This is a genomic window from Halomonas sp. BLK-85 (assembly GCF_044792155.1).
Classification (GTDB): domain Bacteria; phylum Pseudomonadota; class Gammaproteobacteria; order Pseudomonadales; family Halomonadaceae; genus Vreelandella.
In genome coordinates this window covers 1,009,426-1,022,406 of the sequence record NZ_CP087731.1, presented here as the reverse complement: position 1 = coordinate 1,022,406, position 12,981 = coordinate 1,009,426, and the positions used below count along the sequence as shown (strand labels likewise).

The following is a 12,981-nucleotide window of genomic DNA, read 5'->3' as shown; positions in this document are numbered from 1 at the left end:
TTTTGTCCTACCAATGTTTCATCCTGAGATGGGTGCTCGAAAGATGCTCAGCTATCCCGAGAAGGCAATGGGAAGGGACGCGGAAACTCAGCCACACGGGCCTCACTTTTCACCGCTTTCAATGGCCCGCCCCGCTCCACTTCATCAATACGCATGATTGCGTTCAAGGGGAGATAGCTGCGTTTTACACCTTCCAGAGTGCGCTCAAGCTTTTCGCTGGCGGGATCCACAACCACCCGGCTGGGATCACCAAACACAAATTCTTCCACTTCAATGAATCCCCAAAGCTCACTTTGGAAGATTTCACGCACGTAGAGTTCCCATACCTCACCATGCTGGTGAACGACGACGCGATAAATTGGCTTAGCCGCCATTTTGACCCTTTCCTCTTGGCATTTGAACCTCTGGGCATTGTGGCCCGTAAAAACCCGCAAGCCTACCACAGCTGGGGTGTTTTGCCTGTAAAGCGTTAATGCAGAGTTCAAACAGCCATGGCCGGCATCTGTTTAGGCCTGTATGGTATAAAAAGTAACTTCCGCTTTACGATTCACCCTTCAGCGCTCACCCTAAATTCAGGAGCTATCACTATGCAGAAGGATCCCAATAAAGGTTATATCGCTTTACTTGGCTGGAGCCTCAATGCAATTGAAGCTGCGGAAACGTTTGATCGACGTTATATCGTGGTTGCCCCCGACTGGGCAGAGGAATACTGCCAGAAACATGACATACCTCATGTGCCGTGGAACTTTGAGCGCCTGAATGACCGTTCCATGGAAATTGCCGAGACCCTGAAAGAAAAAGGGGTCGATGTCGCGATTCCCCTGTTCGAGGAAACGGTCGAATGGGCCGGTGCCATCAACTCGGTGCTGCTTGATAACCCGCGCCTTTACGGCCAGTCGCTGCTGCTGCGCGACAAGGCACTGATGAAGCGACGCGCCCAGCTGGGTGGTATCCGGGTGGGTATTTTTGAAGAAGCTCATGACAAGGAAGATGTGGTCCGCTTCTTGAAACGCGTCAATCAGACGCTACTCAAACTGGACGGTGACCCGAACGACCCTATTCACCTGAAGGCGTTCGACAAGGCGGGCTGCCTGGGACACCGGGTCATTCGCACCCCGGATGAAGTGGATACGATTCCTGAGGAAGAATTTCCGGTACTGATGGAGTCGCACCTTGATGGGTGGGAATTTGCTGTTGAAGCCTGGATACACAATGGCAAGATCGCCTTTCTGAACATTTCCGAGTACGTCACCCTGGGTTACTCGGTTTTCGTCCCCGGATCGCCGGAAATCGAAAGGTATCGCCCCCAGATAACCGCTCAGATAGAGAAGCTGATCAAGACGTTTGATATTGAATTCGGCCTGATTCATCCCGAGTATTTTGTCACCAGCGACGGCGAAATGTACTTTGGGGAAGTCGCCTATCGTCCACCCGGCTTCAAGGTATTTGAACTTTTGGAACGGGTTTACGGCTTTAACGCCTATCAAGCCTCCATGCTGGTATTCGACCCGCACACGACGCCAGACGAAGTCGCCCGCTTCTTTCCGAAAGAAGTGGTGGATGCCGATGGATACGCCGGTTGTTTCGGGGTTTATCCACGCCGCCGAGTGGTCAGCCGTCTGGAGATCCCGGAAGAAGTCGAGGATCATCCTTACTTCGAGTCTCATGAGCTGACACCACCGCTGGAAGAAACCGTCACCAAGCGCACCGCTTTTGGTACCCATTGGGGATTGATTTACTTCAAGGGCGATGACGCCCATACGATTCGTGATTTGCTAAAACATCAAGAAGACCTCGACTTCTATGTATAATCCTGATCAAAGGCCGGGATAAGGAGTCACCGTGACGACGGAAAACGCTAGCTCTTTTTCGGAAGATGAGAAACTGAACCTGCTGGTCGAGAAACTGCTGGACGCCATTGATCTACTGGATAAGGCGCCAGCGTTCTCCAAGCCGGCCAAACTGCCGCGGGTACTTGATACCGCGCGGCGCATTCTGCTTCAGCCGGGCGGCTGTGCAGTACTCGAATCCCATGCCGCTACCCTGGAAAACGCTGGGGTGTTCGAGGGTTCGGATTGGGCAAGCCCCCAGTTTCTTGTTCCCTCGCTGACGACCTATGCGCTGCAAAGTGCTGACGCCAACATGGTGGTTATCGAGGCCCTCAGCGAACTGCGCCTGTTGGCAGTGGCCAAGGGCCACTATATTCACCCGGGTATTTCGGCTGAATTTGCGCACCATTACCTGACACAGGTCATGGCCATCAATCTGTGGCAACTGTTTTCGGCTCCCTCTGAGGCCGAGCGGGAAACCCAGGGGCGTCTTGCACTGATTTCACGCCAGCTGTTCCAGCACCTCGCCGAACGTATTGGTTATGAGCATATTGTTGACCAGCTGATCGACGAGATCTGGCGAATTCTCAAGCAACGTCCGATCCAGGTCGACCCTATCAAGCAGATGATTACCCAGATTGCCCTGTGCCAGGCTAATCCGGAGATTGATCTGGGCAGCAGCGGCCAGGGCGCTGCGCGGCTGGTCAGTTCAGTGTATGGCCCCACCCAGGCCTGTCAGGAAGACCCTGGCGTGGATATCTATCGCCAGCGGCTGGAAAGCATGGACAATGCCGCCCTGCAGGCCGAGGCCACCGGCTTTGCTCGCGCCATGCACGACACGGGGCTGGTCTCACCCTATCACCCGGTGCTTATCCGCCATTTGCTTGATGTCAGCGACTACCTTGTGGCGGAGGCGCTGGGGCTATCCTCCACCGGGCGCGACTGTCTGCTGTGCTACCGTGAGCTGGTTCACGCCCTGATTCGCGGAGGTGTGTACCCTGCCACCTGTCAGTCCGTCTACGGGCTCGCGCTGATGCTTGAGCGCGGCATACTTTATCAGTCCCCTGTTGCTCCAGCGCTGTGGCGCCAGCTCGGTCTGACGCTTACTGAATGGTCAGAGACGCGGCTCAATATTGCCTATGGCACCAGTGCATCCGCCAAGGCGCGCTTACTGGAAGGAGTGCTGTGTATGCTCGGCCTGCCTCTGGGTGTTGGCCAGGGCAACAACCCGACCTGCCAGTCAGCGCGAGCGCTTTCCATGTGGGCCTATAACGACCCGGATTACATGCTGCAGATGGTTGCCTGGGCTGCCCGGGATGATGAAATCGTCATGCATTTCGAAGGCCAGCCGATTTCGTCAGTGCAAAGCCAGAGCGGCGTAGCAACCGAACTCCCTATGGATCTGGACGCGGTCTCATTAATTGTTGTGCCGCACCTGGATCGCATTTACGCCGAGATGGGTCGTCGCTGCATAGGCCGTGAAGGTGATCCGCATCGCTGGGTCAACCCGGAATTTCATGGCTGGTGGGCAGGTCGCGGGTTTCGCATCAACGTCGATGTGACCAGTGGCCAGCTGATGGATGTGGATGACTTTCTACGCCACTTCTACGCCAGCTATCACCCCTACTACAATGGCAACCAGCCGCTTATTCACCCGCAGCCTGCAGGCATTGCCGTGACCGACAGCGCTGCACGCTTCATCGGTTGGCATGCAATCACCATACTGCGAGCCTCTCTGGGCCCCAATGAACAGATGCGCATCTATTTCTACAACCCTAATAACGATAGCGGTCAGAACTGGGGGGACGGCGTTGTGGTCAGTACATCGGGCCATGGCGAGCGTTTTGGCGAAGCGTCACTGCCTTTTGAGCAATTTGCCTCGCGCCTGTATATTTACCACTTCGACCCTCTGGAGCGCGGCGAGCTCGCCAACGTCACCGACGCTGAACTGGAAACAGTAAAGGGCCACCTGGCACGCAGCTGGGGTGCCGACCGCCTTCCGCCGACAGGCTTACAGGCGGAAGAAGGTGGAGCACCACCCGAGCTGCCCCAAACCTGACGCTTATATGCCACGAATCGATCAATTGCTGGTCAGCCTTGGGCTGGCCGCTTCACGCACACGCGCTCAGCGGCTGATTCGCCATGGGCGAGTCAGCCGCCTGGATACACAGCAGACCCTGACCAAGGCCAGCGAGATGTTGTCCGCGAACACCCCGATTGCCGTTGCGGATGACCCGGAAGACCGCTATGTGTCACGCGCCGGGCTAAAGCTTGAAGCCTTGCTCTTGGCCACAAACAAACGCTTTGATGGCCGGACAGTGCTGGATATCGGCCAGTCCACCGGGGGATTTACAGACTGCGCCCTGCGTTTTGGGGCTGGGACGGTGATCGGTATCGAGGTGGGTCACGGACAGCTGGCGGATGCACTTCGCCAACACCCTCAGGTTATTTGCCTTGAAGGGGTCAATGCCCGACGCATGAGCCAGCAACCGGAAGTATTGGCTGCATTGGATGCGGCGCCGCTGGATGCGGTGGTGATGGATGTCTCTTTTATTTCGCAAACCCTGATCATACCCGAGATAGCCGCCTTGATGCCTGATGGCGGTGAGCTGTTTTCATTGGTCAAGCCACAATTTGAACTCAGCCCCGGTGCGCTGGACAAACGCGGTGTCGTTCGTCACCCCGAATACTTTATCCAGGTTGAAAACAAGTTGCGACAAACCTGCCAGATTAGTCAGCTGAGACTTCTCGACTGGCGGGAAAGCCCAATAACCGGTGGCGACGGTAACCGCGAATTTCTGATGCATGCCCGGCTGGAACACGCCGCCTGACTGGGGTCTGTTGACGTTTCCTCACGGCCGCGACAGAGCCCCTTTTGGTGGAGAGCAAGGCGTGAGGAGCGTGGCTGGGTGGTTCACCATCAGCGACGAACAACGCTGGGCTGTGGCAAAAGGGCCCTGTCCCTTCGGGTTGCGTCTGGTATTTTCTGTGGACACTGCGGCGCGCAATCATCGCCATGGAGGTTGAGCAATGGAAGACGTCGGCAGGCATAAGATGACAAAAAGCGCTAACATGATATTTTTATTCACTGAGTCATTAACATGTTCATTCGAAACCGATGGTTACTGCGCATTCTCGCTACCCTGCTATTGAGTATTTTGATCCCCGCTATGCAAAGCGTTGCCCAACCTACGAACCGGGCCGAGATTGAGGCACGTATCAACGCCTTGAACAATGAGCTGGAAGTACTTCAGCAGGAGCTTGAAAGCTGGCCTGACACTGCCGAATCGGGTGCTGAAGGCAGGGCCTTCAGGGATGATATATTTGCAGGCTCTGCCATCCTGAAGCCACGCTTGCTTCCTCAGGCAGTCGCCATCGAAGACCTAAATGAACGGCGCGATCTGGAGCAGGCCTCCAACCGCAATCCTTTCGCAATTACTACCCACCGCACCAATTACCTGCTGCCTGTGAGCTATAACGGTGAGCCTAACCGTGACAGTTTTGCGCAAATCGACCCGGACGATGAGCCCAATAACACAGAGCTTAAGTTTCAGTTAAGTGTCAAAGTCGGCATTGCTACCGGGCTGTTTGCCAACTACGGGGATCTATACTTTGGCTACTCTCAGCGTAGCTGGTGGCAGGCTTATAATACCGAAGCTTCATCCCCTTTCCGTGAAACCAATTATGAACCGGAGCTGTTTGTCGATTTTGATAACGCCTGGGAAATGTTCGGCTGGATTAATACCCGCAACCGGATTTCTGCCAACCATGAATCCAACGGGCGCTCTGGCGACCTTTCGCGCAGTTGGAACCGACTTTATGCAGAAAGCACTTTTCAGCGCGGTGACTGGGCGTTTGTCGTTGCACCGCATTGGCGCGTGCCTGAAGCAGACAGCGAAGATGACAACCCGGACATTCATCGCTATATGGGTTACGGCGACCTGCGTCTGGCCAAACGCCTTAACAACGATCACGAAGTGATCGCTCAATGGCGGGGCAACCCGAGTGCGGGCAACCATGGCACCCAGATTGACTATAGCTGGCCTGTGTTCAACAGCTTGCGTGCCCATGTACAGTATTACTATGGATACGGAGAAAGTCTGATTGATTACGATCACCGTGTACATCGCTTAAGCCTGGGCTTCAGTCTTAACCCGCTTTTCACCCCAAGCGGGCTGAACCGCTAAGTGGCCGGGTTGTCACAATGTCCCAAGCTGCTATCCTGAGATGACAGGGTAAAGTTGCCTTTATTAACCTACAGGAACATTTCATATGAGCCAGCATTCGACCAAGCACGCTGATCAGACTGAGCAGCTTAAAGCTGACCTGCGTCACCTTACTGATACCGTTGAAGAACTGGTTAATGCCACTTCCGAAGATGCCAGTTCAGAAATGCGTGACCTGCGTAGCCGCGCCGAACGGAGCCTCAAGGATACTCGTGCGCGTCTTGAAGCGCGTGGCGAGCAACTCTATACCGGTACGCGGGACGCGCTGACCGACCAGGCCGACAGCTGTGATCGCTACGTGCGTGAAAACCCCTGGGCCAGCATTGGCATTGGCGCCGCCGCTGGACTGGTGGTCGGTCTCATGCTCGGGCGTAAGTAAATGTCCGCAGGGCCAGCCCAACGCACACTGGACGCTGCCAAACGCTTGTTAAAAACACTTCTCGCCAACGGCGAGACGCGTTTGCGCCTGGCAGTGCTGGAGCTTGAGGAAGAACGCGCGCGCTTACTTGGCCTGATGCTTCTGATAGGGGCAAGCCTGGTGCTTTTGCTGCTAGGCATTGCGACACTGACCGCCCTGGTTGTCATTGTCTTCTGGGATAGCTACCGGATTGCCGCTATTGCAATCAGTGCAGGCGTGTTGATTGCAGCCAGTCTATTGCTTGCCTTTATCGCGATGCGTAAAGCAAGGCGGCATACATTGTTCAAGGAGACCTTGAAACAGTTCGCCACCGATCGCGCCCTGCTGGAGCTTGAACACGATGCCAACACCGAACACAAACGCTGAAAAAACCCAGAATAACCAGCCGTCGCAGCGCGAACGCAAACAGGCGCTGTTGCAGACGCTCGAACAGCAGCGTATCGATATCATGGTGGACAGTGTGCGCCTTGATCGGGCTGCTGCTCCCATTGACGCTGGCTGGCATCAGCTGGTTCGTTTCAGAAAGCCGCTGTATCTGCTGGGCGGGCTTGTTGCGTGGAAACTGGCGCGCAACCCCGAGCGCCTGGTCCAGCTGGGCAAAAGAGCCGTTGGAGGCTATGCGATAGCCAGAAAAGCCAGCCAGCTCATACGCTGACAGCCTGTCCCGCGATTTGCTTAACACGCCTGCCCGCAGGCGACACCGCTGGCCCACGCCCACTGGAAGTTGTATCCCCCCAGTTCTCCGGTGACATCCAGCACTTCACCAATAAAGCGCAGCTGCGGAAGCTCTTTGACGCTGAAATCCCGCGAGGATATGTGCTGGGTGGATACGCCTCCCAGCGTCACCTCAGCGGTTCGCCAACCTTCGGTTGCGGTAGGCTTGAGTTGCCAATCATTAAGCCGTTGTGCCCACTCATCCAGCTGGGCATTGCTGTATTGGGCTAACGGCGTTTCGTCAACAGCATCGCCGTACCACTCGGTTAGTGCTTGAGCAAGGCGTTTGGGAAAACGCTCCCCCAGCCAGGTCTGCAATTTGCGTTTGGGCGTCTGCTCGCGGGCTGAGCGCAGACTGGTGGCGACATCCTCGTCGGGCAGCAGATTGATGCGCAGCGCTTCGCCTGGTAGCCAGAGCGACGAAATCTGCAGCATCGCAGGTCCCGAAATACCGCGATGGGTAAACAGCATCGGCTCCTTGAAATAGCCGCCGCCGCACTCCACGGCCACATCCAGGCTGACGCCCGAAAGTGCGGCACAGCGGGTTTTCCAGGGCTCACCCAAGGTAAAAGGCACCAGTGCTGGCCGGGTAGGAAGCACCTCAAGGCCAAACTGCCGGGCAATATCATAGCCAAAGCCCGTGGCGCCCATGGTCGGAATCGACAGGCCTCCGGTGGCCACCACAACGACACCGGCCTCAATACGCCCCAGCGAGGTATCCAGGCAGATGCCCTCCCCTTGACGCTCCAGCCGATGTATCCGGGTTTTAAGCTGGATATCCACGCCGGCCCATTGCGCCTCGGTTAACAGCAACTGGACGATATCCTTGGCAGAAGAGGCACAAAACAGCTGGCCCGGTGTTTTTTCAACATAGTCAATGCCGTGACGTTCAACCAGTTCGACAAAATGTTCCGGCCGGTAACGCTTAAGGGCGGAAATACTGAAATAGGGATTTTGTGAGTAGAAATGCTGTGGTGTGGTGGCCAGATTGGTAAAGTTGCATCGCCCACCACCGGACATGAGGATTTTCTTGCCCGCTTTATTGGCATGGTCCAGCAATGCCACGCGCCGACCGGCATAACCAGCCTGAGCAGCGCACATCAAACCTGCCGCACCGGCACCGATAACGACAACATCGTAGGTCATGGCAGCATGGCCCATGGTCAGCATTCCAGTTGGTAGAGGGAGTGAAAAACAGTCTTGATAGCCAGCTCACGCGCTGACTGATATTGGGCGACCAGCTTATCAGTTGGCCTCTCATCTCACCAGCGTCAGACGGCGTAACAGTTGCATGACAGCCTGGTCCGGTGAACAGACAACGTCACGCGACAAGCTAGTTGAAATGTACATCTATCCACAAATGGTATAGGTTGTGTATAAGCTGCTCCCTTCGCAATGTGCATCGCCGTTCACTGGCACTTAGCACACAGAAAAAGTACTTTATTATCAATTTCCAAGGTGACATGACGATCATGACGTGTTTTCCATTTCCATCCAGAAGGCAGTCAATGGATCTATCGCCTGGACGGGCATCGCCTACCAAAGCACTCTTCATTGCCTGGTTTGTTCTGGCGCTGGTGAGTATCGAGGCCAGCTGGGCTCAGCCATCACCGCCGCCTGTCATTGCCGGCAGAGTCACATTGACTGACTGGTCAGACCCGATCAAGGCGCTGGGTACCCTGGACGCTGACGAGAGTATTACCCTGTCGGCGACAGTGACCGATACTATTTCGCAGATCAATTTCAGCGACGGCGAACTGGTAGAAGCCGGGCAGCTGTTGATTCAGCTGGACGATGGCGAAGAACGTGCCCAGCTCAGGGCGGCCAGAGCCCTTCAGGATGAGCGTCGCAACGCCCTTGATCGCGTTACTCAGCTGCAGGAACGTAACCTGTCTGCCCGCGCCAACGTTGAAGATAATCAGGCGCGTTTGCGTCAGGCGACCGCTGAAGCGGATGCCCTGGAAGCACGATTGACCAACTACCGGTTGACCGCTCCCTTTGACGGACGCGTCGGTTTCAGGGACATCAGCCTGGGCGCCTTGGTCACCCCCGGCATGTCGCTGGTCACTCTGGATAAGCTCGATACCATGCAGCTCGATTTCAACCTGCCTGAGGTTTACCTGGGACAGCTGGAAACCGGTTTATCACTCACGGCCACCAGCGCCGCTTATCCTGAAGACGCGTTCAAAGGTGAAGTGGCCACCATCGGCACTCGGGTTGACCCGGTTTCACGCAGTGTGACGGTTCGCGCCGAAGTGGATAATCCTTCTCTGCATTTACGCCCCGGCATGCTGATGCAGGTCACCCTGGCCCCTACTGCACGGGAAGCCCTGGTGGTTCCTGAATCCGCCATTGTCCCGGAGGGTCAGAACCATTTTGTCTGGCAGATGGATGAAGACGATAACAACCGGATCAGTTGGCAGGCAGTGGAGATCGGCTCGCGGCGTGAAGGTGAAGTCGAGATTATCAGCGGCCTGGACGACGGTGATCTGGTCGTGGCCCATGGCACAGAGCGGGTTCGCGAAGGTCAGCAGCCTGAGCTTCTGGGCATCATGGATGACAGCACCAGCATTGCTGAACTGCTGCGTGGCGAGGCGTCGCGCTGATGGTTATTTCTGACATTTCTGTCCAGCGGCCAGTATTGGCCACCGTACTGGCGGCGCTGATTGTCGCCTTTGGCCTGCTTGCCCTGGAGCGCCTGCCGCTGCAGGAATATCCGTCTATTGATCCGCCAGTGGTGGGCATTGATACCCGCTACCCCGGCGCCTCGGCCAGTATTGTGGAAACCCGCATCACTCAATTGCTGGAAGACCGTATTTCCGGGGTGGAAGGCATCGAGGTCATATCCTCGAGCAGCGAGGACGGCCGCTCAAGTATTAACGTTGAATTCAGCCTTGATATGGATATCGACGCTGCTGCCAATGACATCCGCGACAGGATTTCCGGTTCCCTGGATAACCTTCCTGAAGAAGCCGACCCACCGGAGGTACAAAAGGCTGATTCAAGCTCTGATGTCGTGCTGTGGATGAGCCTCTCGGGTGAAAACTACAGCATGGCGGAGCTGACCGATTACGCCGACCGCTATCTGGTGGACAGCCTGTCAGTTCTCCCCGGGGTCTCCCAGGTACGCGTGGGTGGTGGACGGGAATATGCCATGCGCGTCTGGCTGGATGCTGATGCCCTGGCGGCTCGCCAGCTCACCGTAGGCGATGTGGAACAGGTGCTGCGTGACGAAAACGTTGAGCTACCCGGCGGTGCAGTGGAATCCCAGGAACGTCAGTTTATTGTCCGACTGCCGCGCAATTTCAGCACGCCGAAAGATTTTCGCTCTCTGGTGCTGGCAGAAAGTGAAAGCGGCTACCTGATTCGCCTGAATGACGTAGCGCGTGTGGAAATCGGCTCGGTGGAGGAAAGGACTATCTTCCGCGGTAACGGTACGCCGCTGGTTGGCCTTGGGCTCATGAAGCAGTCAACGGCCAATGTGCTGGAAATTTCCCGAGGTGCCCAGGCAGAGATGGAGCGCCTTCAAATCACGCTGCCGGATGACATGTCACTTAGCCTGAATTTCGATGCGTCGGTGTTTGTATCCGGTGCCATCAAGGAAGTGATGATTACCCTTTTTGTGTCCATGGGTCTGGTAGTGATCGTTATCTTTGCCTTTCTGGGCAATATCCGCACCACCTTTATCCCGGCAATCACGGTTCCCATTGCGTTGATAGGTACCTTTGCCGCGCTGGCAGTCATGGGGTTCACGATCAACCTGTTGACGCTTCTCGCTCTGGTCCTGGCGATCGGTCTGATTGTTGATGATGCCATTGTAGTGCTGGAAAACATCCACCGACGCATGCAGGAATACGGAGAGACTCCACTGGTTGCCGCTTTTCGCGGTTCGCGTCAGATTGCTTTTGCAGTGGTAGCGACCACTCTGGTATTGATTGCCGTCTTTGTGCCCCTGAGCTTTCTGCAGGGAGATATTGGCCGCCTGTTTTCGGAATTTGCCCTTACCCTGGCGGCTGCCGTGGCGCTATCCAGCCTACTGGCGCTGACCCTGACACCAATGATGGCGTCGAAAATCCTCAGTTCCAATGCCCATGAAGGTCCTGTTGCCAGAGCCACCCACAGGGTTCTGGATGCAGCACGCCGCACCTATCGGCGTATGTTGACGGGCGTATTAACTCTGCGCTGGCTGGTGGTCGTGGCTTTTTTTGCGCTGGTGGGTGCCATGCTATGGCTCAACGAGCAGCTGCCCAATGAATATACCCCTCAGGAGGATCGTGGTAACTTTTTTGTCATCGTTAATGGTCCCCCTGGCGCGACCTACTCCTATATGCTCGATTACATGGATGAAATCGAAGCGCGCATGCTACCCATGCTGGATGATGGCGAGGTCGAACGGGTGCTGGTGCGGGCACCCCGAGGCTGGGGCAATATTGAAAACTTCAACGGCGGTTTTGTCATTGTCAACCTCGCCGATTGGGATGAGCGGCGAAGCGCCTGGCCCATCATGCAGGATGTACGTGAGTCGTTAAGTGATTTACCTGGCGTCAGGGCGTTCCCGGTGATGCGTCAGGGCTTTGGCGGCAGAACAGAAAAGCCGGTCCAGTTTGTGCTCGGTGGCGGCACCTATGAGCAGCTTGCCGAGTGGCGTGACACCCTGATTGAGCATATTGAAGACGACAATCCAAGGCTGAGCGGGCTGGAAAGCGATTTCGAGGAAAGCCAGCCTCAACTCAGGGTGGATATCGACTATACCCGGGCTGCCGCGTTAGGCGTCACTATCACTGAAATAGGCCGTACACTGGAAACCCTGTTGGGTGGGCGCAGCGTCACTCGCTATGTGGATAACGGTCAGGAATATGACGTCATACTTGAAGCGGAGAGCGGTGCCAACCCAAGCCCTCGCTCGCTGGAAAATATCCGGGTGCGCTCAGCGCGTTCCGGGGAGCTTATTCCCCTCGCCAGTCTGGTCACTCTGACCGACTTTGCAGGCCCGAGCAATCTCAACCGCTTTAACCGATTGCGCGCCGTCACCATAGAAGCCGATCTGGTGGATGGCTATCCGCTGGGTGAAGCACTGGAATACCTTGACAATGCGGTCAACGAGATACTGCCTGCCGAGGCTCAGACAGATGTCAAAGGGGCTTCCCGAGATTATCAGGAAGCTAGTGGCGCAACCACCTTCCTGCTTGCCCTGGGGGTACTGGTCGTCTTCCTGGTGCTTGCCGGACAGTTTGAAAGCTTCGTCCATCCTTTTGTCATCATGCTCACAGTGCCACTGGCCATTAGCGGGGCACTGTTTGCCTTATTTATCACGGGACAATCGCTGAATATCTATAGTCAGGTGGGATTGGTCATGCTGATTGGCCTGGCGGCCAAGAATGGCATCCTGATTGTTGAATTCACCAACCAGCTTCGCGATCAGGGCTTCGCGTTCAGAGACGCCTTGATAGATGCTTCCACCACTCGCCTGCGGCCCATTCTGATGACCGCCATCACCACCATGGCCGGCGCTATACCACTGATCATTTCTACCGGCCCAGGCGCCGAGTCCCGCCTGGTGATCGGTACGGTCATTATGGCGGGGGTCGGTGCGGCGACCCTTTTTACCCTCTTTGTGGTGCCGGTTGCCTATGACCTGCTGGCACGCCGCACGGGATCACCCAAGGCCATCAGTCATCAACTGGAGCGAGAACTGGCCAGCTCACAGGAAGGGAATCATTAAAATGCCATAAGCAAAACACCGCCCCACTTTTCAGTGGGGCGGTGTTTTCAGAGGGTCGTAACAGGGTCTAGA

The 12,981-nt window shown here is 56.0% G+C and carries 11 protein-coding genes; 9 read left to right on the top strand and 2 right to left on the bottom strand.

Annotation, left to right across the window (positions count from 1 at the left end; translation table 11 throughout):
• Positions 1-47 precede the first annotated feature (47 nt).
• Positions 48-374 (bottom strand): DUF1820 family protein, encoded by a 327-nt coding sequence (locus LL947_RS04530; protein WP_290820903.1) that lies wholly within the window; start codon positions 372-374, stop codon positions 48-50.
• Positions 375-587: 213 nt separating this feature from the next.
• On the opposite strand from LL947_RS04530, the gene LL947_RS04525 reads away from it, so the two are divergent.
• The 7 genes from LL947_RS04525 (at position 588) to LL947_RS04495 (ending at position 7,128) form a co-directional block, all read left to right on the top strand.
• Positions 588-1,811, top strand: coding sequence for an ATP-grasp domain-containing protein (locus LL947_RS04525; RefSeq protein ID WP_290820905.1), 1,224 nt, complete (start codon positions 588-590; stop codon positions 1,809-1,811).
• Between the two features lie 31 nt (positions 1,812-1,842).
• Positions 1,843-3,888: a hypothetical protein gene (locus LL947_RS04520; protein ID WP_499834085.1), complete on the top strand. Its 2,046-nt coding sequence runs from the start codon at positions 1,843-1,845 to the stop codon at positions 3,886-3,888.
• A gap of 7 nt (positions 3,889-3,895) precedes the next feature.
• The gene (locus LL947_RS04515) at positions 3,896-4,660 is read left to right on the top strand and encodes a TlyA family RNA methyltransferase (RefSeq protein WP_404416822.1); all 765 of its coding nucleotides are present in this window, start codon (positions 3,896-3,898) and stop codon (positions 4,658-4,660) included.
• 270 nt (positions 4,661-4,930) lie between these two features.
• The gene (locus tag LL947_RS04510) at positions 4,931-6,016 is read left to right on the top strand and encodes a phospholipase A (protein ID WP_499834084.1); all 1,086 of its coding nucleotides are present in this window, start codon (positions 4,931-4,933) and stop codon (positions 6,014-6,016) included.
• An 85-nt stretch (positions 6,017-6,101) separates the two neighbouring features.
• On the top strand, positions 6,102-6,434 hold the full coding sequence (locus tag LL947_RS04505) for an ElaB/YgaM/YqjD family protein (RefSeq protein ID WP_290820913.1): 333 nt from the start codon (positions 6,102-6,104) through the stop codon (positions 6,432-6,434).
• Positions 6,435-6,839, top strand: coding sequence for a phage holin family protein (locus tag LL947_RS04500; protein ID WP_499834083.1), 405 nt, complete (start codon positions 6,435-6,437; stop codon positions 6,837-6,839).
• Positions 6,814-7,128, top strand: coding sequence for a YqjK-like family protein (locus LL947_RS04495; protein ID WP_290820917.1), 315 nt, complete (start codon positions 6,814-6,816; stop codon positions 7,126-7,128). Before LL947_RS04500 ends, LL947_RS04495 begins: the two co-directional genes overlap by 26 nt.
• Positions 7,129-7,148: 20 nt before the next feature.
• Here the strand turns inward: LL947_RS04495 and LL947_RS04490 are convergent, their stop codons facing one another.
• Positions 7,149-8,333, bottom strand: a complete 1,185-nt coding sequence (locus LL947_RS04490) for a BaiN/RdsA family NAD(P)/FAD-dependent oxidoreductase (RefSeq protein WP_290820931.1) — start codon at positions 8,331-8,333, stop codon at positions 7,149-7,151.
• Between the two features lie 362 nt (positions 8,334-8,695).
• Between LL947_RS04490 and LL947_RS04485 the strand changes: the two genes are divergently transcribed.
• Both LL947_RS04485 and LL947_RS04480 read left to right on the top strand, forming a co-directional pair.
• On the top strand, positions 8,696-9,793 hold the full coding sequence (locus LL947_RS04485; RefSeq protein ID WP_499834082.1) for an efflux RND transporter periplasmic adaptor subunit: 1,098 nt from the start codon (positions 8,696-8,698) through the stop codon (positions 9,791-9,793).
• Entirely contained in the window at positions 9,793-12,909 is a 3,117-nt protein-coding gene (locus LL947_RS04480; protein WP_499834081.1) for an efflux RND transporter permease subunit, read from the top strand. Before LL947_RS04485 ends, LL947_RS04480 begins: the two co-directional genes overlap by 1 nt.
• The last annotated feature ends 72 nt before the right edge of the window (positions 12,910-12,981 follow it).

Bases quoted from the DNA above. Each gene is read 5' to 3' on its own strand.
- LL947_RS04530 (WP_290820903.1), bottom strand. From the start codon at position 374: ATGGCGGCTAAGCCAATTTATCGCGTCGTCGTTCACCAGCATGGTGAG.
- LL947_RS04525 (WP_290820905.1), top strand. From the start codon at position 588: ATGCAGAAGGATCCCAATAAAGGTTATATCGCTTTACTTGGCTGGAGC.
- LL947_RS04515 (WP_404416822.1), top strand. From the start codon at position 3,896: ATGCCACGAATCGATCAATTGCTGGTCAGCCTTGGGCTGGCCGCTTCA.
- LL947_RS04510 (WP_499834084.1), top strand. From the start codon at position 4,931: ATGTTCATTCGAAACCGATGGTTACTGCGCATTCTCGCTACCCTGCTA.
- LL947_RS04505 (WP_290820913.1), top strand. From the start codon at position 6,102: ATGAGCCAGCATTCGACCAAGCACGCTGATCAGACTGAGCAGCTTAAA.
- LL947_RS04500 (WP_499834083.1), top strand. From the start codon at position 6,435: ATGTCCGCAGGGCCAGCCCAACGCACACTGGACGCTGCCAAACGCTTG.
- LL947_RS04495 (WP_290820917.1), top strand. From the start codon at position 6,814: ATGCCAACACCGAACACAAACGCTGAAAAAACCCAGAATAACCAGCCG.
- LL947_RS04490 (WP_290820931.1), bottom strand. From the start codon at position 8,333: ATGACCTACGATGTTGTCGTTATCGGTGCCGGTGCGGCAGGTTTGATG.
- LL947_RS04485 (WP_499834082.1), top strand. From the start codon at position 8,696: ATGGATCTATCGCCTGGACGGGCATCGCCTACCAAAGCACTCTTCATT.
- LL947_RS04480 (WP_499834081.1), top strand. From the start codon at position 9,793: ATGGTTATTTCTGACATTTCTGTCCAGCGGCCAGTATTGGCCACCGTA.